This window comes from Nocardia sp. CDC153 (assembly GCF_035818515.1).
In the GTDB taxonomy this organism is placed as follows: domain Bacteria; phylum Actinomycetota; class Actinomycetes; order Mycobacteriales; family Mycobacteriaceae; genus Nocardia.
Map to the genome: position 1 here is coordinate 330,390 of NZ_JAYKYU010000003.1, position 22,395 is coordinate 352,784.

Annotated in this window: 27 protein-coding genes and 1 pseudogene; 11 read left to right on the forward strand and 17 right to left on the reverse strand. The window is 63.3% G+C overall.

Features of this window, described 5'->3' with window-relative positions:
• Positions 1-179: 179 nt before the first annotated feature.
• Positions 180-521 (forward strand): S26 family signal peptidase, encoded by a 342-nt coding sequence (locus tag VMT65_RS18300; RefSeq protein WP_326309485.1) that lies wholly within the window; start codon positions 180-182, stop codon positions 519-521.
• A 32-nt stretch (positions 522-553) separates the two neighbouring features.
• Here the strand turns inward: VMT65_RS18300 and VMT65_RS18305 are convergent, their stop codons facing one another.
• Positions 554-778, reverse strand: a complete 225-nt coding sequence (locus VMT65_RS18305; RefSeq protein ID WP_326309486.1) for a hypothetical protein — start codon at positions 776-778, stop codon at positions 554-556.
• A 416-nt stretch (positions 779-1,194) separates the two neighbouring features.
• Between VMT65_RS18305 and VMT65_RS18310 the strand changes: the two genes are divergently transcribed.
• From VMT65_RS18310 to VMT65_RS18340, 7 genes are all read left to right on the forward strand, one after another.
• Positions 1,195-2,094, forward strand: coding sequence for a helix-turn-helix domain-containing protein (locus tag VMT65_RS18310; protein ID WP_326309487.1), 900 nt, complete (start codon positions 1,195-1,197; stop codon positions 2,092-2,094).
• Complete coding sequence (locus VMT65_RS18315) at positions 2,091-2,279, forward strand: DUF397 domain-containing protein (protein ID WP_326309488.1); 189 nt, start codon at positions 2,091-2,093, stop codon at positions 2,277-2,279. The genes VMT65_RS18310 and VMT65_RS18315 overlap by 4 nt, the downstream gene beginning before the upstream one ends.
• Before the next feature lie 93 nt (positions 2,280-2,372).
• Positions 2,373-3,590 carry a DUF7373 family lipoprotein gene (locus tag VMT65_RS18320; protein WP_326309489.1) on the forward strand — a complete coding sequence of 406 codons (1,218 nt, stop codon included), beginning with the start codon at positions 2,373-2,375 and terminating at the stop codon, positions 3,588-3,590.
• Positions 3,591-3,597: 7 nt separating this feature from the next.
• Positions 3,598-4,902, forward strand: coding sequence for a DUF7373 family lipoprotein (locus VMT65_RS18325; protein WP_326309490.1), 1,305 nt, complete (start codon positions 3,598-3,600; stop codon positions 4,900-4,902).
• A 105-nt stretch (positions 4,903-5,007) separates the two neighbouring features.
• Positions 5,008-6,252, forward strand: a complete 1,245-nt coding sequence (locus VMT65_RS18330; protein ID WP_326309491.1) for a DUF7373 family lipoprotein — start codon at positions 5,008-5,010, stop codon at positions 6,250-6,252.
• 233 nt (positions 6,253-6,485) lie between these two features.
• Positions 6,486-7,571, forward strand: coding sequence for a DUF7373 family lipoprotein (locus VMT65_RS18335; protein WP_442790264.1), 1,086 nt, complete (start codon positions 6,486-6,488; stop codon positions 7,569-7,571).
• Positions 7,572-7,580: 9 nt separating this feature from the next.
• Positions 7,581-9,089 carry a serine/threonine-protein kinase gene (locus tag VMT65_RS18340; protein ID WP_326309493.1) on the forward strand — a complete coding sequence of 503 codons (1,509 nt, stop codon included), beginning with the start codon at positions 7,581-7,583 and terminating at the stop codon, positions 9,087-9,089.
• Positions 9,090-9,112: 23 nt separating this feature from the next.
• On the opposite strand, the gene eccB is transcribed toward VMT65_RS18340, so the two are convergent.
• From eccB to VMT65_RS18400, 12 genes are all read right to left on the reverse strand, one after another.
• Entirely contained in the window at positions 9,113-10,624 is a 1,512-nt protein-coding gene (gene eccB, locus VMT65_RS18345; RefSeq protein ID WP_326309494.1) for a type VII secretion protein EccB, read from the reverse strand.
• A gap of 118 nt (positions 10,625-10,742) precedes the next feature.
• On the reverse strand, positions 10,743-11,078 hold the full coding sequence (locus VMT65_RS18350; RefSeq protein ID WP_326309495.1) for a hypothetical protein: 336 nt from the start codon (positions 11,076-11,078) through the stop codon (positions 10,743-10,745).
• Positions 11,079-11,127: 49 nt separating this feature from the next.
• Positions 11,128-11,430, reverse strand: coding sequence for a WXG100 family type VII secretion target (locus VMT65_RS18355; protein ID WP_326309496.1), 303 nt, complete (start codon positions 11,428-11,430; stop codon positions 11,128-11,130).
• 89 nt (positions 11,431-11,519) lie between these two features.
• Complete coding sequence (locus VMT65_RS18360; protein ID WP_326309497.1) at positions 11,520-12,308, reverse strand: ESX secretion-associated protein EspG; 789 nt, start codon at positions 12,306-12,308, stop codon at positions 11,520-11,522.
• On the reverse strand, positions 12,305-13,333 hold the full coding sequence (locus VMT65_RS18365) for a PPE domain-containing protein (protein WP_326309498.1): 1,029 nt from the start codon (positions 13,331-13,333) through the stop codon (positions 12,305-12,307). Before VMT65_RS18365 ends, VMT65_RS18360 begins: the two co-directional genes overlap by 4 nt.
• A 16-nt stretch (positions 13,334-13,349) precedes the next feature.
• Positions 13,350-13,664 (reverse strand): PE family protein, encoded by a 315-nt coding sequence (locus VMT65_RS18370; RefSeq protein WP_326309499.1) that lies wholly within the window; start codon positions 13,662-13,664, stop codon positions 13,350-13,352.
• A gap of 34 nt (positions 13,665-13,698) precedes the next feature.
• Positions 13,699-15,033 carry a hypothetical protein gene (locus VMT65_RS18375; RefSeq protein ID WP_326309500.1) on the reverse strand — a complete coding sequence of 445 codons (1,335 nt, stop codon included), beginning with the start codon at positions 15,031-15,033 and terminating at the stop codon, positions 13,699-13,701.
• Entirely contained in the window at positions 15,030-15,344 is a 315-nt protein-coding gene (locus VMT65_RS18380) for a hypothetical protein (protein WP_326309501.1), read from the reverse strand. The genes VMT65_RS18375 and VMT65_RS18380 overlap by 4 nt, the downstream gene beginning before the upstream one ends.
• Before the next feature lie 111 nt (positions 15,345-15,455).
• Entirely contained in the window at positions 15,456-15,743 is a 288-nt protein-coding gene (locus VMT65_RS18385; protein ID WP_326309502.1) for a YbaB/EbfC family nucleoid-associated protein, read from the reverse strand.
• 24 nt (positions 15,744-15,767) lie between these two features.
• Positions 15,768-16,133, reverse strand: coding sequence for a hypothetical protein (locus tag VMT65_RS18390; protein ID WP_326309503.1), 366 nt, complete (start codon positions 16,131-16,133; stop codon positions 15,768-15,770).
• A gap of 84 nt (positions 16,134-16,217) precedes the next feature.
• Positions 16,218-16,991: an ESX secretion-associated protein EspG gene (locus VMT65_RS18395; protein WP_326309504.1), complete on the reverse strand. Its 774-nt coding sequence runs from the start codon at positions 16,989-16,991 to the stop codon at positions 16,218-16,220.
• Complete coding sequence (locus tag VMT65_RS18400; RefSeq protein ID WP_326309505.1) at positions 16,988-18,901, reverse strand: hypothetical protein; 1,914 nt, start codon at positions 18,899-18,901, stop codon at positions 16,988-16,990. Before VMT65_RS18400 ends, VMT65_RS18395 begins: the two co-directional genes overlap by 4 nt.
• Before the next feature lie 253 nt (positions 18,902-19,154).
• On the opposite strand from VMT65_RS18400, the gene VMT65_RS18405 reads away from it, so the two are divergent.
• Entirely contained in the window at positions 19,155-20,012 is an 858-nt protein-coding gene (locus VMT65_RS18405; protein WP_326309506.1) for a DUF6585 family protein, read from the forward strand.
• Between the two features lie 129 nt (positions 20,013-20,141).
• Here the strand turns inward: VMT65_RS18405 and VMT65_RS18410 are convergent, their stop codons facing one another.
• The 3 genes and pseudogenes from VMT65_RS18410 to VMT65_RS18420 form a co-directional block, all read right to left on the reverse strand.
• On the reverse strand, positions 20,142-20,324 hold the full coding sequence (locus VMT65_RS18410; RefSeq protein WP_326310342.1) for a DUF397 domain-containing protein: 183 nt from the start codon (positions 20,322-20,324) through the stop codon (positions 20,142-20,144).
• Positions 20,325-20,495: pseudogene (locus VMT65_RS18415) on the reverse strand (DUF397 domain-containing protein); the annotation flags it as partial.
• A 12-nt stretch (positions 20,496-20,507) separates the two neighbouring features.
• Positions 20,508-21,356, reverse strand: coding sequence for a helix-turn-helix domain-containing protein (locus VMT65_RS18420; RefSeq protein WP_326309507.1), 849 nt, complete (start codon positions 21,354-21,356; stop codon positions 20,508-20,510).
• A gap of 172 nt (positions 21,357-21,528) precedes the next feature.
• Between VMT65_RS18420 and VMT65_RS18425 the strand changes: the two genes are divergently transcribed.
• Both VMT65_RS18425 and VMT65_RS18430 read left to right on the forward strand, forming a co-directional pair.
• Positions 21,529-21,783: a hypothetical protein gene (locus tag VMT65_RS18425; RefSeq protein ID WP_326309508.1), complete on the forward strand. Its 255-nt coding sequence runs from the start codon at positions 21,529-21,531 to the stop codon at positions 21,781-21,783.
• Positions 21,773-21,943, forward strand: coding sequence for a hypothetical protein (locus VMT65_RS18430; RefSeq protein ID WP_326309509.1), 171 nt, complete (start codon positions 21,773-21,775; stop codon positions 21,941-21,943). The genes VMT65_RS18425 and VMT65_RS18430 overlap by 11 nt, the downstream gene beginning before the upstream one ends.
• A gap of 70 nt (positions 21,944-22,013) precedes the next feature.
• Here VMT65_RS18430 and VMT65_RS18435 read toward each other — a convergent pair whose 3' ends face one another.
• Positions 22,014-22,391 carry a hypothetical protein gene (locus VMT65_RS18435; protein ID WP_326309510.1) on the reverse strand — a complete coding sequence of 126 codons (378 nt, stop codon included), beginning with the start codon at positions 22,389-22,391 and terminating at the stop codon, positions 22,014-22,016.
• Between the last annotated feature and the right edge of the window lie 4 nt (positions 22,392-22,395).

Below are 22,395 nucleotides of genomic sequence, written 5' to 3' on the forward strand. Positions count from 1 at the left end.
TCGCGATTCCCTCCAGGGAATGACCACTGGGCCGATTCGTGCACAAACCGCTCTCAGCGGGCAGGTTCCTGCCCAATCGACGGCAATAATGCAGGTTTTGGCCCATGATCAACTCGAGCCGACCGCCCGCGAATGTAAATCGGTTGTGATGCACGGCTATTGCGCGCGACGCTGTTGACATGGGTGCGTTGGACAGCGTCGCGGCACGAGTTGCGCGGGGTGAGACGGTGCAGTTCCGGCCGACCGGCTCCTCGATGGTGCCACTGATCCGCAGCCGCCAGCTGGTGACCGTCGCTCCCGTCGATCCCACCCGCGTCGAAGTCGGCGACATCGTGCTTGCCAGGGTGTCAGGCACCGTCTACCTGCACCTGGTGACCGCCATCGACGGGAGGCGAGTCCAAATCGGCAACAACCGCGGCCGAATCAACGGGTGGACAAGCCACGACCGTGTCTTCGGTTTGTGCGTGGCGGTCGACGACGTCCCGCGAGCCAAGATCGACGGCAAGACCAGGGCATCGTGATCGATCGAGGAGCGGGCGCGGTGGCGACCGAATCAGGCGAAGCGCTTTCCCTTTGTCAGTAGGGTGGACCTGCCGCGGGGCGTGATGCGCCAGCGGCCTCGGGGGTTACTGGGGATGATCAGGCCGCGGGATTCGAGTTGGGCCAGGGCATTTCGGGTGCGCCAGCCAGTGAGGGTCGATGCGTGGCGGATTTGGGTTGCGGTGAGGGTGTGGTCGGGGTGGAGGGCGGCCAGGACGGCCACCTCGGCGGGGGTCATGATGCGGTTACCTCCGGCCTTGGGTGCGGTGTCTTCCGGGGGTGTGGCCGGGTGGTTGGGGGACGTCGAGGTATCCGCCTCCGGCGAGTCGAAGTCGAAAGGTACTGGTGTGTCCCGAGTGGCTGTCGGCGTAGAAGCCCCACGCCGACCAGCAGATGACGGCCGCGCAGAGGGCGAGAATCGACAGCAGCGCCCATGTGTCCCAATGCATTACAGCATCCCTTCGAATGCGTATCACTGATCTTGGATTGAATTCCGGCGGCTGCGCGCTGTCGCCAACTCCTAGTAGACACCCAGATTGGCCGAAGAGAGCCGTTCACAGTGTGCTGCAAACGAAATACGATGGATGCACACAGAGTGCATGCACATCGTGAGCGTGCACACCATGAGCAATCCGTAGATAGCGAGGCTAGGTAATGGCCGGATCGACGGTTTCTCGCAGGGCATTCGGAAACTTCCTGCGCGACATGCGAACACGAGCGAACAAGACAGCGCTGGCCGCTGGGCTACACGCCGAGACCTCGCGCATGACCATCGTGCGGCTAGAGGATGGCCTACTTACGAAAATCACCACGATGCAGCTGAAGAGTCTGCTCGACTTCTATGAGGCCGACGAGAGCAGTCGATCCACGGCGCTCGACCTGTGGCAGGAGGTCAGGGAACAGGCGAAAGCCGATAAGCTCCAGGGTAATTCGAAGGGCTTCTGGCAGCCGTACGCCGATCAATTGCCGTCGCATTTCCCGCACTACCTGCGTTTGGAAGCCGCTGCCGCTCGAATGACTACACACCAGTTGGTACTGGTACACGGATTGCTGCAGACCTCCGACTATCGACGCGCCATCGCAAAATTGGATACGCCGTCAATTTCGAGGGTCGACATCGAACGCCGCATCGAACTGACCGAACGCAGGCAAGCCCGGTTGGACGAGCCGGACTTCCGCCTGGAAGTCCTTCTCTCCGAGGCGGTCTTGCGGAATCAACCAGCCGATCCGGACGTCATGGCAGGGCAACTGCACTGGCTTGCCGAGGTGAGCGAGCGCGACAACATCAGTATCCGCATCGTTCCATTCGACGTCGGTCCGCATCGCGGACTGGTGATTCAGTCGTTCACGCTGTTGGAGTTCACCAACCCGGAGAGCCGCCCAGCCGAGCCCCCGGTCGTCTACCTCGAAGGCGCTGTCGGGGCGCTGTATCACGAACGAGCCGATGTAATCGAGCGTTATCGCGAGGCGATCAACGCCTTGCAGGCGGTAGCGTTGAGTGAGGCCGACACCAGAACCATGGTGCTGCGAGTGGCGAAGGAGTACGCGGCGTGAGCAACCCACCTGTTCAGAAGTGGTACAAGTCCAGCCGGAGCGAAACCTCGAACCAGTGTGTAGAGGTCTACCAGGATCATGATCGGGTCGGCGTGCGTGACTCGAAGAGCCCCGGCGGTCCCGAGCTGTTCTTCGAAGGGGCGCAGTGGGATACGTTCCTTCGCAGTCGCGTCTGGGAGCGCTGACGCCGACCGACCACTAGGTCCGGTGGCAGCCGGTTGATGATCTCCTGCATGATGGACGCCGTTGCGGCGTAGATCGACGAGGGGGATCGCGGCATGGTGTTCTGCGCGGGGTGGTCGACTCGTGCCCGGCTGCACGCGGCGGTGGTCGTGGGGCTCTCGATCATGGTGAGTGCCGGGTGTGGCACGGATTCCCGGTCGGAGCGTGTCGATCTGGGGAAGCTCGATACCGGGAGCTATGCGACCACGCCGCAGGATCCGAAGGCCGCCGACGCGACGGTGCGGGCGCGGGTGATCGAGGCGCTGCGGCTGGGGAACGTCATGCCCGTGGGGTCCGAGGTGGATCCGGCATTGACGCACAACACCGATGTGGCGCACGTGTTCGTGGGGAAGAACTCGTTCTCCGGGTACCTGAATGTCGAGCACTTCGACTCGGATACACCGGGATTCGTGACCGGCTTCGCAACCGAGGCGCAGGCTCCGGCGGAGGCGGGGCGGTATTCGCTCGACAACGCGGTCATGATCTTCGACAGCGATGCCGCCGCGGCGAAAGCGGCGGAGGCCCTGGCGCGCACCGGTTTCGATCTGAAGGACGACGAACGGGCCGACCTGGTGTCGCTGCAATCGGATCGGCATCCCGCCGCGCACATCATCTGGCATCCGAAGAAGCAGAATCTGGCCTCCTGGTATCCGATGGGGCGATTCGTCCTTGTCACCGTGATCAATCAGGCCGAAGAGTTCTATCTCCAGTCCTACTGGAATGCGGCACCCGCGCCCGCGCCAATGGCCTTGGCCGACAAGGCGATCGACGTCACCGCGGATCGGTTGAAGTCGTTCCAGCCGACGCCGCCGGACAAAATCACCGGGCTGCCACTCGATCCGGACGGCATCCTGCGGCTGACACTGCCCCGGCCGGAAGGTGACCGGACCGCCAATGCCTTCCCCGGAGCACTCGACAAACACGGGGCTCTGCACAAGGCCGATGAGCCCGAGGTGGCCCGGGCGCTGTTCGAGAGGACCGGGGTCGATCTCGTGGGTTACGGTGCGGGAGAACTGGTTCGGACGCGGGACAGCGCCGCGGCGCGCACGTACTTCGACACCGCGTTCATCGACAAGTTCCAGCATCGGATCGATTCGCCACCCGGCCTGCCGAACGCGCGATGCGTCAAGTACCACGGTCCGCGCCAGTCCGCGTTCCCCTTCACGTGCTATGTCACGTTCGGACGGTACGTCGCCTCGGTGTGGTCGCAACAACAGCAGGACGTGTATCAGCGAATTTCCGCCCAGTACGCCATTCTGGCCAATGACAAGTAGGGGGATCGTGAAGCTCGCTCACCGCGCCACGGGCAGAACGGTTTTCGGCGCGTTCACCCTCGGGCTGGCCGCGGCTTTCGCGGTCGGCTGCGGCACCCAGGTGTCGGGAACCGCGGTGGCCGGTGAGGCCGACGTCCGCACGTTCGCCGTGGGCAATTACCCGACCGAACCGCTCGATGTCCGTGCCACGCCCTTCTATGGCGCCAATGACGGGAAGGCGTTCGCCCTGGCGCGACTGGCCGACAATGTCGTGGTCGGGACCGATGTGGACGCGAAGTTCGGCCACAATGCGCTGTCGTTGGCCTTGCTCGACACCGTGACGACGAAGTATTCGATGGTCCTGGCCGGAGCCGTTCAGCCCGCGCTGGTGAGCAACGGCATGATGTTCGGCTTCTCGGCGGCGGCCAGCACCCACGAGCTCGGCAAATCCGGCGACTGGGAGCTGTCCGGCAACTTCAACCCGTTCGCGGGTGCCAGCGGCAATCCCGACGCCACCTCGTTCAATGTGACGGTCCTGCAATTCCCCGATCAGCAACGGGCGCAAGCCGCCGCCGACCAGATGGAGGCCGCCGATTTCGCGGTGGCGGCCGACCAGAACGTCCGCGTCACCCTCGACCAGCAGCCCGACGCCAAGGCCCACTGGCGACCCGGTGTCCCCTCCCTGGCCGCCACGGCCGCGCACGGCCAATACGTCGTGAATGTCTATGTGGCCCAACCCAAGCCGGATCTCGACGGCCTGCGCGCCCTCGCCACCCAGATCTTCGCGGCGCAACTCCCCCTCCTGGACCAGGCCCCCGCACTGTCCCCGCGCGAGATCTTCCGCATGAAATACGACCCGGACGCCATGCTCCGGCGCACCCTGCACCCCTACGAATACCCGCAACCCGACCCGATCGTGGAGGTGACCCACGCGCCCCGCGGCTACCTCCACTCCGTGGCCGACCAGCCCACGTGGCAATCGCTCCTCACCGACAACGGCGTCGACCGCGTCTCCACGGCCCGCAAGGGCGGCTTACTCCTCCGCGCCCGCGACCCCCAATCCGCCACCGCCCTCTGGTCCGGCATAAACCGCATCATCCCCAGCTCCGCCGAACCCCCCGCCGGTGTCCCGAATGTCGCCTGCGTCGAAAACCCGAAACCCAAGACCGGCAACTCCTTCGACGCCTACGACGCCTGGAACGCCTCCGACAAATACCTCTGCACCCTCCACTACGACCGCTACGTGGCCCGAGTCGCCAGCTCCCAACTGGCCGACGCCCAACAAAAAGCCGCCGCCCAATACGCCCTGCTCGCCAACAGCCAATACCTGTGACAACTCACCACCCTCCCTGACACGATGAGCCCCACACCCCAACCGCCCAGTACACTCTGCACACCAGAAGCAAGATCGCACAGGAAACTTGGTATCGGCGGGGGGATGCTCGACATGCGTCACGGCTATGGCCGACTACGGTCGGCCCGAATCGGAGTGCGCGCGGCAGCAGCCGCGGTGTTGGCGGTCTCGGTGCTGGTGAGCGCGGGATGCGGGTCGGAATCGCATGCGGCCGAGGAACAGTCGGTCGACCTGAGCAAGCTGGACACCGGCAGCTACAAGACCAAACCGCAAGATCCGACCACCTCGGACCCCGCGACGCGAGGGCGAACTCTCGAAGGGCTGCGACTCGGCAACATCCTGCCACTCGCCTCAGAAATCGATCCCACCCTTTCGCATAACGCTGCTATCACCAACGTCTTCACCCAACCGAACTCGTTCGACAGCCTCGTAAATGTCGACCACTTCGCTGACGACGCACGCGGCTTCCTTGTCGGATTCGCGACCAGCGGGCGGCCGTCAGAGGATCCGGGCCTCGGCCTGACCCTCACGAACGCCGTCATGGTCTTCGACAGTGAAAGCAACGCCGCTTCCGCAGCGAGTGCTCTGGCCCGCAGCGGCCTCGTGCTCAAGCCCGGCACAGAAGTCACCTCGTTGCAGTCGAGCCAACACTCAGCAGCACAGATCGTCTGGGTGCCGACGGAACAGCGTCTCGCCTCGTGGTATCCGACCGGCAAGTTCGTCGTCTTCACTCTGATCGATCAGGTCGAGAACAAATCGGTAGCCGAGGCGTTCAGCATGCCGCCCGAACCCGCACCACTCGCACTGGCCGACAAGGCCATTGATGTGACCGCCGCCGCATTGACGGGCTTCCAGCCAACGCCACCGGACAAGCTCGCCACCCTTCCACTTGACCCCGACGGCATGCTCCGTCTGACCTTGTCGCGCCCAACGGGCGATGCGACCGTCGAGGCATTCTCCGGAACCTTCAACCAGCACGGCATGCTGCACATCGTGGGGGACCCAGCTCAATACAAGGCCCTCTTCGACAAGGCGGGAGTGGATAGCGTCAGCGACGGTGCAGGGTTTCTGGTACGAGCCAAGGATGAGGCGGCGGCTCGAGGCTTTCTGGACTCCGTGTCTGCCTCACGGTTTCAGCACCGGATCGACCCACCGGCAGGGCTGCCAATCGCCCGCTGCGTGAAGTATCACGGTCCCGACGCTCACGCCGCCCCCTTTCATTGCTACGTGTCCTACGGGCGGTACGCGGCGACGGTGTGGTCCCAGCAACAACAGGATGTGTATCAACGCATCTCCGCGCAGTACGCCATTCTGGCCAATAACAAATAGGGGGGTTCATGAAGAAGCTCAACGCCCACCGTTCCGCCGGTAGAACGATTTTCAGCGCGCTCACCCTTCTTGTTGTTACGGCCTCGCTTTCTGGGTGTGGAAGCCAGATAGATGGAACTGCCGCCGCAGGCGAGACGGATGTTCGACAACTCCCTTTCGGCAACTACCCGACCGATCCACTTGACGTCCGTACCACCTACCAGCACAACGCCAAAGACGGCAAAGCCATCGCGATGGCACGACTCGCCGACAACGTTGTCGTCGGAACCGATGTCGATCCGAAGTTCAGCCACAGTGTCATGGCCCAGTCGCTCTACCCGCCGAGTACGGCTCTTGGCCCGTTGTCCCGGGTCTTTGCCGGTGCCGTGAAGCCCGTATTGGAAGACAACGGCATGCTGTTCGGCTTCTCCGCTGCATCGAGCACCCGCGAACTACCCAAGTCACACGCCCGCGATCAGTCGGACAATTTCAACCCGTTCGGCGGCGCCCTCGGCGATCCCGATGCCACGGCGTTCAACGTCACAGTGCTGCAATTCCCCGATCAGCAACGCGCACAGGCGGCCGCCGATCAGATGGAAGCCGCCGATTTTGCGGTCGCAGCGGACCAGAACGTCCACCTCACGCTCAGCAAGCAGCCAAATGCGAAGGCACATTGGCGCCCCGGAGTTCCGTCCATGGCGGCAACTATGGCGTACGGGCAGTACGTCGTGAATGTCTATGTGGCACAGCCTAAGCCGGATCTCGATGGGCTGAGCGCTCTCGCCGAACAGGTATTCGCAGCGCAGTTGCCGCTCCTCGACCAAGCTCCCGGGTTGTCCGCGCACGACATCTTTCGGCTGGACTACGACCCAGATGCCATGTTGCGCAGAACTTTGCACCCCGAGGGATCTATTTCCCTCGATCCCTTGGACGAGGCGACCCACACACCTCGAGGTCATCTCCACTATTTGAACGACCAAGCAACATGGAAGCAGATTCTGGATACGGGCGGCGTCGACCGCATATCCGCGACTCACAGCGGTGGGCTGCTGTTCCGGGCTCGAGATGCCGAGTCCGCGGCCAAGCTGTGGTCCGGAATTGTCGCAACCACAAAGGGATCCGTTGACGCGCCCGCCAAGGTTCCCGACGTATCCTGCACCGCAAGCCAGGACGATATCGGCAATGCATGGTGGGGGTACCGCAGCGGGAAACTAACCACCTACATCTGCACCCTGCGCTATGACCGCTATGTCGCCCGAGTGGCCAGCCTCGATCTGACCGCCGTACAGCAGATGGCCGCAGCGCAGTACGCCCTGCTGGCCAAAAGCCAGTACCTGTAAGGAATCAGGATGAATATCGGACCGGGCACCATCATCCGTGGCTACCGCATCGAGCGCGTCCTCGGTGCGGGGGGCATGGGCACGGTGTATTTGGCCAAGCATCCAGAGCTGCCACGCTGGGACGCGCTCAAGATTCTCAGCCCGCAGTTCAGTCGGGATGCCGAGTACCGCGCTCGATTCGAGCGTGAAGCGAATCTTGCTGCGGCACTTGATCATCCGAATATCGTCTCGATCTACAACCGCGGTGAAGACAACCATCAGCTGTGGATCGCGATGCAGTACGTAAACGGCATAGACGCAGCAGCCGCCGCCGAGCGGGATCCACAGTCGATGACGCCGTGGCGTGCACTACATATCGTCACAGAGGTCGGCCGAGGCCTAGATCACGCCCACCGCAGGGGTTTGCTGCACCGGGACGTGAAGCCTGCGAATTTCCTGCTGTCCATGGATGACAACGGCGAAGAGCGAGTTCTGCTTACCGATTTCGGCGTCGCAAAGTCCACCGAGGACACCAACGAACTGACTCAGGCCGGTGGCTTCGTGGCAACTATCGCCTACGCTTCACCCGAGCAGTTGAGCGGGCATCGTCTGGATCATCGCGCTGATATCTACAGCCTCGCCTGTTCGTTCGTCAGGTTGCTGACGGGACAGAATCCTTACCCGGGTACGCAACCGGCCATGGTGATGATGGGCCACCTCAACGAACCGGCCCCCAGAGTCACGGCGATCGATCCCACGCTGCCCCCCGCATTGGATGAAGTCATCGCCGTCGCAATGGCGAAGAACCCCGCAGATCGCTTCGATACCTGCCACGAGTTCACCACAGCACTGAAAGCCGCTCTCGAATACGGGGTTTCCGGGCTGTCGATGCAGACCGTCCCGCACGATCGCCCCGCGCTGATCTCGACACCATCGTCAGCGACTTCCCCCGAACCTTCGAAAACCAACGGGCGTAAACGTATCTGGCTCATCGGCGCCGCCGCCGCAACGGTCATCGCAGTGGCCGCGGGAGTGGGGATCTGGGCCACACAGCACGGCTCCGCAACGTCGGCGACACGAGACCCCATCGCGGATGCGCGTGCCCAGAATCCTGCCTTCAAAGGAAAATCCATTGTTGTGCTGGATGTCTCGGGCAAGAGTGGCATCTCCGCAGAGATGGATATCCAGCTGAAGCCAGGCTCTCAATCGAACTTTCTCGAGGACCTGGGCCTGACCTACAACCCGAACTTTCTACGCAAAGGGGACGAACCAAACCCTCGCCCGATCGGATCGGGCTTCAATGCCCAGTACGACGCACTGTCGCCCATTACTACGGGCTACCTGCTCGCGGTACGCAGCGACAGTGACGCGGGCGGCGGCGGATTGGTGAATCTCCCGTCGGCGGTGTCGGCGAGCCATGCTTCCGTAATCGTCCTTGACGACCCAGCCGCGGTCACCGCGATCCGGCAGTGGTCGGACAACTCCGAACAAATCCTGCTCGACAAGCTACTGCCGATACTGCGCAAGAGCATCAAATAGGACCATCGGTCTTCGGCCCTGGACTACTGGGTCGGCAGCGTATCCCAGTACTTCAGCGCATCCTGCTTTGACAGGGTCGGACCAGGAACCAACTGGCCGACGATCTCCCACGGAGCCAGGTGCGGCGTGGCACCCAAGCCAAGGATCTGGGCAGTGGCGAGATCCGGAATGCCATACCGGATCCCGTTATCCGCGATGTAGAAGAGATTTTCACGCCGCTGGCTGCCCGGCTCGATTCCGGTAGTGCGAACGAACTCACCGGTCGTCGGCGGCACATAGACAGCATCGACGCGGTCGCCGGAAGCTCCGTCCTTGGTAGCGAGATCAACCGGTTTCCGGGAGTCAGGAAGTGGCAGCCGTGTCCCGAGCAGCAACTGGACCGTAGCCCGGTCGGAGGGCCCCTCGGTGGCGTCCGGCTGTTCTTTGCCCAGGCCGCTCTTCTTCGCCCAAGTAATGCAAGCGACGGGGTTGTCGTCCGCCGTAATGATTTTCGGCGTCACGTTGGGGAAATCGTCAACTGGAAGCGTATGCACCACGGGCATTCCGTTGAGCACATCCGGCGTCATGGACTTGAACCCGTTCATGCCTTGAGAGTTATCGGAGCCGATAACCTGCGCGGTGAACGCGGAGATGCGCTGCACGCCGTCCGCTAGCACGACGTAAAGATCGGATCGATCCGACCCGTCCAGTGCCGAAACCTTGATAATGCCGCCGACCGGCACGGAGCTCAGTTTGCCCATTCCGTTCTCGCCAACACGCGGAATGCTGGGTGGAACCAGGGGCGGAACCTTGACGCCTGCACCGATGAGATCGGTGGTGGCGGGACGCGGCCGTTTCCCACTCAGGCCCAACGCTTGGGCTATGGAGTCCTTCGTCTTGTCGAACTCTGCGACCTTGCCGTCGTAGATCAGATAATCCTTGCCGCCCTTGCTGGCCCAGATGGCCGAGTCTTTGTCGGCAACTTTGGCACGATCACTGAGTTCCAGACTCCCGGAGATCACCGTGGTCTCCGCGCCTGAGGAGGAAGCCGATCCACCGGACGCCGAAAGCGGCACTCGGTCGCACAAGGTCCACTGCGACCGATCACCCTGTCCTGTACCCGGCAGTGCCGCGGGTACGCCGGGAATTCCGAGAATCGGGCCGCGTGGAACCGAATTGAGCTTGGCGTCCTTGACTGAGGTCGGGGTCTCGCTCGTGCCCGCGATCAACCGCGCCGACGCGAGGTTCAGCGTCGGGTACAGCGTCATTTTGTTCTTGTCGTCTTTGTCTCGAATGACGACATACAGCGCACCACTGTCCTTGCCCATGACAATGTTTGCGTTACCGATAGAGCCCTGCGGACGAATGAAGGCCATGATCGCGGCACCAGCGACCACGAGCAGTGCGAGGACCGCCCCGACCATGAGCGATCGGAACTGAGACCGCATCGGATCGTGCAACATACGCACATCCCGACGCACCAACGCGTGATCGAGTCGGCGCAACAAGAAGCGGTACCCATTGACCTGGGCACGGGTGGTCAATTGGGCTGGCACTAACCAAATCCTCCGTCGAACCGGGAACTACGGACAGTAGGTTACTGGGGGCGAGCCGACAACAGCGCACCCCTCCCATCTGGAGGAGTGCGCTGTCATCTGCGCCATCGACGTCTCGCTAGCCGCCGAAGGAGTTGCCGACCTTCGCGTCCGCCGCGAGGGCGTTCGCCAGGGCGTTCTCGACGGCCTTCGTCACAGCGTCGAGCGTCGACAGGCACTTGTCCGCATATGCCTTGTCCCAGTCGCTCTTCGCAGCGATAACAGCCTCCAGCGCACCGTTCTCGGCGCCGCTGTTCGGGTCCGACCACGCCTGCTTCAGCTTCTCGACGGCCTGGCCGAGGTCGCTGGACGTGTCGACCGCAGCGGTGCCGTCACCGGCAACCGCGACCAGGTCCTTGTGGTACTGACGGAGCTGGTCCGCCAGGTGGGTCATTCCAGCCTTGTCGTAAAGCATTTCAAATCCTTTGCAAATATTGGGGAGGTGGAGTGGGTACTAACCCGTGTTACCCGAGGTTCGTGAGGGCGTGCGAGAACTCGTCCTTGTTCGAGGCATCCACGTTCGAGAACACATCGGTGCCCGCGCCGACCTTCTCCTGGAATTCATCCATGGCGTGGTTCAGCTGCTGAGCTTCGTTGTCCCAGGCCACCGCAGCAGCGTTGAACGCGCCGGCGGCCTCACCCTGGAAGCTGCTCTTGGACGAGTCAACGGTGTCGGTGATCTGCTTCAGAATGCCCTTGATGGACGCGACCACGTCCGCCATGTGGCTCTGCGCAGCCTTCGCAACTTCCGCTTCATTTGCAACCATCGTCTGTACCTTGCCTTTTCTTGGGAATGGATAGGCGATGCATTGCGCACCACCGGTTTTGGGGAACACAGCTGCGGGTCACGGGTGACTCACGGCAGCCACCTCCCCCCGGGCAGCGAGTCGATCAGAGCCGAGATCGACTGCGCGATACGGTGATCACTGCCCGGTGTCAGCGTGGACCAGAGTTGCTGGTCCGGGGCGACCCCCGGAGCGGCCACGATGCGGCCCCGTGCGGTGTCGTAGACCGCGACGGCTCCGGGCGATCGGTCGGTGAGGCCGTCGGCGTAGGCGTAGGCCACGATTTCGGCGTAGGCGTGGGTGTCGGCGAGGGCGAGACCGTAGGCGGTGGCGTCGGCGTCGGGGACGCCGAGGTTGTAGACGGTGCTCGCGTAGTCCTCGGAAGTCATTGCGGCGTCGAGTCGTTCGGCCAGCTCGTCGGATTCGGCGCTGAAGGGGGCCAGATCGGCGGGCGCGCAGGGGCCGAGCGCCTCGAGCATCGGGCGGGCCAGGGACGCGCCGGAGCCGTCGGACCAGAGGGGGTGGATGTCGAGGAGGTCGCCGCGGCGGATGGCGACGGCGTGGTCCTCGCCGCGGCGGACGACGCAGACGCGGACGCGACCGGTGGCGGTGTGCATGCGCATCGCGAGTTCACGATCGGGCTGGGCCAGCGCGAGAAGCGCTGTGGCGGTGTCGGTCTCGACGTCGCCGTGCGGGTCTACGATGCGGCGGGCGCGCAGGTCGGCGCGGGCCTGCTCCTGGGCCTGCTCCCATTCGGGGTAGGTCTCCTGGCGCGGGCCGATGGATAGGACCAGCGGCAGGGTCTGCACGCCCAGGTGTCCGGCCAGCGCGATGACGCCGTCATTGGTCAGAGTCGTCATGAGGCCGACCCCTGCTTCGTACCGGAATCGCCGGTGCCGGAGGCACTTTCGGAACCGGAGCTGCCCGCGTTGAACGCGATATCGACCGGCGGTCGCTGCGCGGCCGGGTCGACGCCGCCGAGGACCGCGGGTGCGACCTGCATACCGGTGGTGAGACCCAGTTCGGCGTCCCCGGGCGCACCCACCACTCCGGCGCGCGGCATGTGCTCCTCGTCGTCGGACTGCACCGCACCGCCGCCCATGGCCGTGGGGGCCATGGACGCGGTCTGCTGCACCGTAACCGGTTGCTGCACAACGCGTTGCGTCGTGGTCTCCTGCGCTTCGACGGTGTTCGCGCGCAGCTGGGTCATCGGCATGACCGGCAGATTGAGCGAGTCCAGCGACAGGCTCGGCAGCGAGGCCGGAGCCGGGGTCGTCGCTTCCGGTTCCACGGGCGTGACCGGTTGCTCGGTAGGCGTCAGCCCCGCGGTGACCTGCGGCGGGGCCTCGTGCTCCCACGGCTTGGCCAGCGATTCGGTGGCCGCCTCGTAAGTCCGCATCACCCGTGCCGCAGCGGCTTTCGCCGCGTCGGCGTCCATGTCGGTCTTGGTCAGACTGGCCAGCAGCGGCGCGCCGAAGGCCAACCCGACCTGCGAGAGCAGCTGCTGCATATCGCGCAGCTTCTCGACCTCGTCCACATCGGGCATGGTCAGCTTCGCGAGTTCGTATGCGGCCGCGTGTGATTCGGCCTGCGCGGCATTTCCGGCGGCGGCCGAGGCGGACGCGCCCAGCCAGTCCCGCAGCGCCTTGATGCGTTCGATGAACGGCCCGCTGTTCTTGGATTCCCAAGCGCTGTCCAGGATTACAAGAATCCGCTCGTACTCCACGGCGGCCGCCGCGAAACCCGCGCTCAATCGCGTCCACGCGAGACCGGCCTCGGCGGCGGGCACCGCACCGGCGCCCGTCACCAGCTCACGCGCGAGCTCCTCCGCCGGCTTGGACTCCCAAACCGTCTCGGTGAAGCCGGGTTTCGTCGGTTCCAGCATCGAGATGCGTCTCCGCTCAGCCAGCGAACCCGAGGACGGACTGTTCCTCGACCTGTCCGAAGGCGTCGAACTGGCTGCGCAGCGTCGTGGCGAGGTTGCGCAGTTCGCTGACGCCGTCGGTGCCGGAGGCCACGAAGGACGCGGCCACCGCGCCGAGGGTCTGCGCGGCGCGCTGGGACACCGCGTCGGCACCGGCGGGCGCGAAGTCGAGCTTGACCTGCTCGACGCCCAGGCCGTTCGCGATGCGGTCGGCCAGCGCGTCCAGCTGGGCCGCGGCGTCGCGGGCGGTCGCGGCGTCGAAACGCAGACCGTCGAATGCGTTGGTGGTCATGGCCATTCCTCCTGTGTCCCCTGGCTATTCAGTACTACAGCGTGAGCGCCTTGTCCGGCGGTTCTTCGATTGCTTCGATCGCGCCGACCACGGGGAGCACCACGCCCTCGATGACGCCGACCACCTCGTCGCCGTGCGCACCGGTAACCAGACCCGAGCGGTCCGAGGTCGACTCCTCGTCCGCGGCCCCGGCCCGACCCGCGGCACCGGCCGCGCCCATGCTCGGCGAGGTGGTGGCGGTGGTGCGGCCGTTGGCCTCGGTCGTGGTCTTCGGGATGCCCGCGCCGGTATTGCTGACCTCGCCGGTCGGAATCCGGCTGGTGCCGGTCGGACTCGCCGGTGTCGTGGTGGTGGGCGTGCCGCCGAAGATGGTGCTGAGCGGGCTGCCGCCGCCACCGTCGGTCTTGCTGGTGTCCGGGCTGTCGGTCTTCTGGTCGGTCTTGACGTCGGTGACCGTCGGCTGATTCGTCTTGGTGTTCGTATTCGTGTTGGTATTGGTGTTCGTATTGCTGTTGTTGCTGTTGCTCAGCGCCGAACTGATATCGCTGACACCGGTGGAGACCACCGACGCGCCCTTCTCGACCACCTTCTCCGCGACCGTCGGCGCGACGCTGGCGATCGGCTGCAGCGCGGTGCCGACCATGTTCACCAGGGTCTCGATATTCGAGGCGATCGGCGCGCCCGCGATCATGATCTTCGTTCCGGCCTCGACGATCTGGGCGGTGCTGCCCGCCAGCTGCGCGCTGGTCTTGGCGGCGATGGCCATGCCCGCGTTGATGGTCGTGGTGGCGGTCTCGATCAGCCACGGGATTCCGGCGGGGGTGGCCAGCAATGCGACGGCCCCGGTCACCTGGGCGACGAAAGACGCGATGAGAGCGGTCATCTCGCTGTAGCCCTCGGCGACGATGGCCTCGGCCTCGAGGAGGATGCCGTGCTGCTGCACGCCCTGCGCGGCCACCTCGCCGCTCTGCGCCTCGACCGCGTTGCTCTTGGCCTCGGCCGCCTTGGCGGCATCGCCGGTCCAGGTGTTCATGACCGTGCTGGTCGCCGACTTGCTTTGCGACGCAGCCGAAGTCAGCGCGCTGACCAGCGAGGTCAGAATCGTCGCCGGATTGAAGCTGCTATTGCTCAGGCTCCCCGTCCCGAACGATTGCAGCAGGCTGGTGACCGGTGAGATCAGCGAGGTCAGGTCGATGGTCGGCAGCGTGGGCAGCTGCAGACCCGACAGGTCCGGCAGGCTGATCGACGGAAGTTGTGGCAGCTGCGGCAGTCCCAGGTTGCTCAAGACATCCGTGACCGGCGTGTCGAGGTAGGGACCGATGGGACTGCTACGCAGCTCGTCCAGAACGGTCGGACCGGGGTTGGTCACAGCACCGTCGAGAGGAAGCTGGCGGCGGAGGTGACCTCATTGGTGCCGTACGCGCCGACGGCCGCGTACGCGGTGGTCGCCGTGTTCGCGTGCACCGCGGCGATCTCGGCCGAGGACATGAGGAAATTCCCCTGCGCGACAGCGAAAGCCGCGAGGAACTCCTGCCCGATCAGCCCGAACACCGGCACCGCCTGCGCGAGCGCGGTACCCACATCGGCCGCCGCCGTCCCCGCGACCTGCGCGGCAATGCCCGCCTTCTCGGTGCCGTACGCGAGAATCGGCGCGAATTCCGCCGCTACATGATCGGCCATGGTGTGTCCCTCCCACTACCTATGATCTTGCTCAGACTACAAGTGCGAATTTCGTTGTGCCAGACCGCAAGGTGCAAACTCTGGCGCAAAGTTTTGTAAACAGTCCGGTCGCTACCCGGCCATCTCCTCATTGAACGCGTTCACGATCTCGGCCCGCCGCTCGAACGCCCGCCGCGCCGCCTGCGCCGCCGTCGTCACCACGACCTGCTCGAACTCCGCCGGCGTCATCCGCGAAACAGCACTACTGAACTGCAGATCCGTCAGCGCCCCATTCCCGTCGACCTCGGCCATCACGGCCCCATCCTCCGAAGTCTCCCGCCCCCTGACAGCCTTCATCTGATCCGCGAGATCCTGAAACCGATACAGCTGCCGCCGCACCTGCTCCTGCAACTCATCCATCGACGAAACCACGAGCACCCCCTCTCACACCGTCCTGAGCCAACTCTGCGGCTCAGTATCGTAGTCCTGCTCCTCCACGATTTCCTGCCGAGCAACCTCAGCCTCGGTGGGAAGGTTCGCCCTAGCGATGCTGGCCGCATCCAGCCCGGCCTCCTCGAGCTGCTTCCGCAGCGCAAGCCCAGCCCGGTTCGCCGCCTTCTGACACAGCCGCAACACCTCGCTGGCAAGCTGGTTCGGATCCCGATGCAGCTCCCCCGATTCAACCTTCACCGCCAGCGGCAGCCCTTGATTGGTAGCCCGAACCCGAATCGACCCAGACGTGTTGGCAACCACCAGCGAGGCCCACTCCCCCGCGCTCGTGTCAGCCCCGACCGCCCCCGACTCAGTCACCGCGAACTCCCTCCCAGTTAGCTTTGCGTATCAGTACCATACGACAGCCAAGGGCGCGAGCGATATTTCGACGACCGGTCCTGGTCACGCTCGCTCATCCTTGATGGTTTGAATCACCGCCGCGACATATCTGTTGAGAACCGACACGAATCGTGTCTGATCCACCGCGAGCGCTTGCGCTGGGTTCTCGACAATGGCGTATCGGCCATCGTCCTCGAGGTCCCGGAACAGCACCTTGTGACGAGCAATCCCGCGAGGGCCGAATACCGAACTGCCCTGCACGATGGAGATCTCGCCGACAGTCGTCATTGGGGCCTTCAAGAATGCTTGTCCGACAGACACAGCGGTCTCGGAGCGCGCAGCGATCGCCGAGTACCCGTAGTCATGGTCCAGATCCTGTTCCGGGGAGGCCAGCGGGACATCACCGCGGCCGCCATGCTCAGCAGACGGAAGCGCAGCAACGATCGCATCGGACAGCCGCAATGGATCGCACTCCTCCACCAGGTACCCGCCCCTAACCCAATAGGTCTCTCCCGGCAATTGGGTGACCAAACACCCTTTCGGGCCTTTGCGGGTCGCGCGCAGCCGCTTCATCGAACTTGTCGCCCAGCGATCCTGTTCATCCCACCCATATGCGGTCAGAAACAGATCCGGGTTCGCGATCGTGTCGAAGACAGCCTGGAAGTCTCCACCAAGCTTGCTGGACAGTCCCTTTCGCGCTTCCCGTAGTTCGTTCTCGAACTCGTCGGCCGTTTTGGCCGTCGAGGTGAACATGAATGGCTCGGGGAGCTCCTCCCCTGTCCGATCCGTCCACAGTGCATAGAACTCGGCCTCGGTGAACCGCCAACTCTGCGTCATTTCTCTGCCACCGGAGTGACCGCGGCCGGTGCCTCACCGAGTACTTGCTCCATGTTCTCGAGGTTCGTCAGGAACTGCGGACGCTTGTGTTCCTTACTCTGCGACTGCGAGCCCGCAGCCATCGGTGAACCGCCCATCCCACCGGTAGACCCGGTGGATGAGGACGAAGAAGAAGACGAAGACGCCAGTCCCGCACGCGATGTCGTAGCCGTTTCGCTGTCCGTTTCGGTCGTCGACGTGGGAGTCGCGGCGCGGGGCGACAGCTGGGTCTTCGGCGTCTGAGGCGAGCCCGGGCTGGTTGGCGAGCCCGAGGGACTGCCCCCGGTCGGAGATCCAGACGGATTGTTGCTGTTTGGAATCAGGCCCAGATTCTGCAATTGCTGGGTGAGCTGATCTGTCGGTTCAGTGGTCTTGGTATTCGTCTGCGTTTGTGTCAGCGCCGTCTCGACCGCCGACGCCAGCTTCTCCACACCCTGTTCCGCAGCAGTGATACCCGCCTGAAGCACGGTGCTGGCCTGCGTGATCAGCGTTTGTAGCGTCGTGTCGGTCGTTGTCGTCGGCGTGTTGGTGTTCTTGGGGTCCGTGTCCTTGGGGTCCGTGTTTGTCGGCTTGTCGTCGACCGGCTTCAGGTTGTCGAGATTGGGTGTCTGAGTGCTCGGAGTCTGCGTTGTGGGAGAGTAGGTCGGCTGCTTCGAATTCGGATCCGGCTGATCCGTGGGAAGCTTCACCTCGGGCGGCTTGATATCGAGCGCCGATTTCGGGCTGGGCATGATGGGAATGGCTCCGCTGGAGTCCTGGACACCTACGACGTACCAGGCATCCCAGGCTCGCTTCATATCCTTGACGAATGCATCGACATTCGACTGGTAAACCCAGGTGCCTGGCGGATACTCTTCCTGAAAACTCTTGTACGGCAAGAAGTTCTGAAGTCTCTTGACCCACCCTTGAGTGTCAGCAAGGTTGACTGCCATGACGTCCATGGATGTGACGAGCGTCTTCACACTCGCAAGATACTTGGTGATAGCATCTTTAGCTTGCTTCGCTGCGGGCGATGCCCAGATCTTGTCAATATCAGCAGTGTTTCCCTGAAACGGCTGCAGATACTTGTTGGTTGCCGATTCGAACGTCTGCGCTTGGACCTTCAGATACGTCTGAGCCTTGTGCCAAGCTTGCGCATAGGTCTCGAGTTGTCCAGGTAAGTCGTTGTCCTTGATGTACTTCCAATGATTGTGGAAGTCGTTCCATTCGTACACGGCAGAAGTCTCGGGCGCAATCGGATACGGATCGATCGTGACCCCAGCTTGCTTCACCAGATCATCCATAAGGTGCTTTATCTGACTCGTATCCGCAAGCTTGTTGTCGTAGTCCTGCTTTGCCGTACCCGAGTAGCTGTACCCGTCCGTGGAATTCGAGTATTGCCACCATTGGCCATACTCGGATTGCTTCCACCCCGGCATATCCAGGGATTCAACAGGTATGTTCGGATCAGCCAGTCCTGGCTGTCCGCCGCCCCCACGATAATCTTGAAATGCCCCGGAAAGCTGCTGATCTGTGAACTTTCCGTTCTGGATCGCGTCTTTTGACGCCTCATCAGTGCCGATGTACAGTTTTCCGGCAGCGACGAAGGCCTCGCCCATACTCGTTAGAACGCTCTGATGGTCTTTCAGCACCGTGTCGACCAGGTTCTTCGCGGCCGCATTGAATTTGTCCGCCAGTTGATGTCCCGAGTCGTTCGGTGCCTTTTGACTCAAGGGCTTCAGGCTCGTCGTCGGCTGGACTGCTCTGATTGCCGCATCCACGACCGATAGCATGCTAGCGCATTGCTGAGCCATAGTGGTCGCCACTTCGGGATCGAAATGCACACCCTGACGACCATCATCCTTGAGTCCGGACATCGCGTCGTCCGCCATGAACGCGCTCCCTCCCACGTCTAACAGCGTTGCAATCCAACATCATTACGACTTCACTTCACCGCGTTGCGCTGCCCGGCCCCCGGTGACGACTCGGCCCGACCGTACCACGACGTATTGCACCGAGCCGGTGGTCGCTATCAGCAGAGACGAGACCCCGATCAACGCGGCGATCGATACCGCGGCCATAGCGTCGATTAGCGACGCATCCGTGCGATGGCTAGGCTTCGGCAGGTCGAGACGGAGGGGAGCCATGGCAGTCGGCATTGTCATCGGGGTGATCATCGTCGTGGTCTTGGTGTCGCTGGGATGGTCCGGCAATAGCAAGGAACGTGAGCAGCACCGGCGTGAACGCGCACAGAGCATCTCGGATGTGGCGATACGAGCGGGGCTGGGCGGACACAGCAAGACCTTTGGGCCGGTTCCGGCGGACTGGCATGGGATCGGGCGCCTGGCGCAGATTTTCGTCGGTTTGGTCGGGGTGACGGTGCTCGGCTTCGGCGTCCATGTCGCGGTTCTCCAGTTCGCGATGTATTTGGCGTTGATCGTCGGCCTGGGCCTCGTCTTCTCGATCCTTTCGGCCGTGTTCTATGGGCAACGGAATGCGGGTGGGCGGCTGGACCTTTTCGAGCACGGACTGGTGTTCACGCTCAAGTCGCGCCAGCAGGTAGTGCGATACGACTCGACGACCCTCATTCAGGACTTGATCGAACACAGGCGGAACGGGGTCACGATTCGTGTCACTCAGGCTTACGAGCTGACCGATATCGACGGACGACCACTGCGGCTTCGTGAGGGGATCAGCAACCCCGAGGAGTGGGGGCCGCAGATCCAGCAACAGGTCGGTATTCACCAAATGCCTGCCGCGCTCGCGACGCTCGGGGCCGGGCGTCCCATGGAGTTCGGAACGATCACACTGCAACCGGCTGGCATTTCCGCCTTCGGCACTTTGGTGCCATGGGCGGAGATCACCGACGTCGAGATCGCGGAGGGCCAGCTCCGTATCAAGACCGGAGCCGGTCGTCCCGCGATCACCACCAACATCAGCTCCCTGCGGAACTTCAATCTTGTCTGCGCGCTGATCAGACACGGGCGTGGAATCCGGAACTGACCGAGCGTCAGCTCCCAGCTGGAAGGCCCCACCGGCACAGCAAGATCAGGGAGTTAGCAGCGTGGAAGTTCAGGCGAATTTCCGCAGCAAGAGCACCCTGATCTTGGTTGGATTTGCCTGCTGGGAGCGCTATTCCAGGTCGAACTGACCGTCCGCGACACCCTTCGCGAAGGCATCCCACTCCGGGGCCGTGAACAGCAGTTCAATACCTCGCCGATCCACGACTGCGATGTCGCCGTCCCGGCGGCGCTCGAGCATCAACGCTTCGCCCAGTTCACCAACGCCTCCCGACAAGGCGAGCTCGAGCAGCATTGACCATGCATCGTTCGGAACTGCGATGATGGGTCGACTCTCCGCAGAGCCTCGGTACTTACTGTCGCGGATAAGAACCTGGCCCGCGGTGGGACAGACCTCGACACACTGGCCCCCATTGCTTCCGCTGTAGCTCGATTTCCGCCAACCATGATGTGCGACCGGGGCCATAGGTCGATTCCCTCACTTCCAATCGGCCGCCCGGCCCCGAATCAGTTCGGCGGATTCACTTTTCGATAGAGCCGCCGTGCGGAGCTGGTCGGCCAGCGTCTCGTACACTGCCACCCCATCGTAATCCTGCAGGTAGAGAGCGCCCGTCGGGTATTCGATGTAGCCGACTGTCTGCGCTTCGTCGAAGTGCAGCAGCGTGAATTCACCGACGTTACCGGCGTGCGCGTAGGTCCTAGTCGGGAGAATGCGAATATCGATGTGGTCGTGGTCGATCAGGGTGAGCAGATGGTCCAGTTGCTCCCGCATGACATCTGGGTTGCCGACCTCACGGTGCAGGATTGCCTCCTCGATCACCGTGTCCAGTCCCATGGGCCTGACCTCGTCGGTAATTCGCTGCCTAGCCATACGGGCCCTGACGATTTGCGGGACATCGACCGAAGCGACCAATGGGCTACCCGTGTGGAGTGCAGTCGCATAGCGCTCGGTCTGTAGCTGGCCGGTGAAAGTCACTGCCTGATAGATAAACTGCCCCCTGGCCAGGCCCTCTAGACCAACGAAGGTCTTGAACCAGTTTGGCAGCACTTCGGAAAACGACGCCCACCAAGTCTTCTGGTCCGCGCGTCCAGCCAACGAAGCCAGCCGGTCGATTTGAGCCACGTCCGTCCGATAGAGCTTCAACAGCGCGGTCACATCGTCGGGCTGTTGGAGATACTTCCCAGCTTCCATCGCAACGATCTTCGGCTGGCTGCACCCGATCGCCTTCGCCGCCTCGCTCTGCTTGACCCGCGCACGCTCCCGGGCAACCCGGAGCTCATGTCCGATCAGGAACCGCAGCGCCGATGGATCCGAACGCTCACTCACTGAGTCCTCCAACACCTCGTCCGCCGAATCCCTTTGCCGACCAGCATCATCAACAGCTAGCCATTGAATCCGCTGATATATCAGCCTATGCTCTAACTGTGGCTCACACCACAGTCTTCTCCTTCTATCCCAGATTGCTTGCGCTACAGCCCAAACCGTCGAAGGGACGGCCATGTTCGAGCAGTTGAAGGTCGGCACCTGGGCCTGCGTCGACGACCAGTGCCCCATCCGCCCCGTCCTCCACACCGAGGACAACGCGATCACCCTCGTCTTCGGCGAACCCGAAGGCTTCGAACTGTTCGTCAGCGCCGCAGCGCTACAGACACTCATTCAAGTGAGCGGCACGGCGCTCGAACAGCTCGCGATGCATCCAAAAGCCCTCCTGCTCGACAAAGCGGATCCCGAAGGGAGAAGCCATGATCACTGAACTGGCCTACCTCTTCCTCGGCACCGGCCTGGGAGTCATCCTCGGCTGGATCGCCCCACCCGCCCGTGCTCGTCACCGCCCCGCCCCAGGAACAACCGTCGCCGAAATCCGCGCCCGCCTGGACCGCGAAACCGCCACCGGCCACTTCCTCGCCACCTGACCCGGAAGTCGTGTCCACGGATCGTAATTCGGTCGCATCGTGGGTCACCTTCTCCCCCTATTCAGTTGCATCACGATGTTTCGGTGCCACCGACGTTGCAAGCGTTATCAGCTTCGGCAAGGACACCACGGATTAGCACGGCTAAGTCGCGTAGCCATGCTTCCGCCTCAGCATCGGATGTCTGGTCGTCGAGCACCCAGTTGCCGTACCAGGCAACCAGGTTCGAGAGCGTGCCGGGTGGCTGGGGAGCGGCGAGGAGCGCTTCAATGGCCTCCACCTCGCGGCGCACGCCCCGCTGGCTCTGCCGCGCAATCCGTGTCAGATCTTTGCGCAGTTCATCCAGCCCTTCGCAGTCGGCGACAAACCCGAGCAGGAACTGGCGAACCTGATCGATCACGGGCGGCAGCGGCCGATCCATGTGCGCGCGTAGCTGTTCAGGAATCTCCACGGCT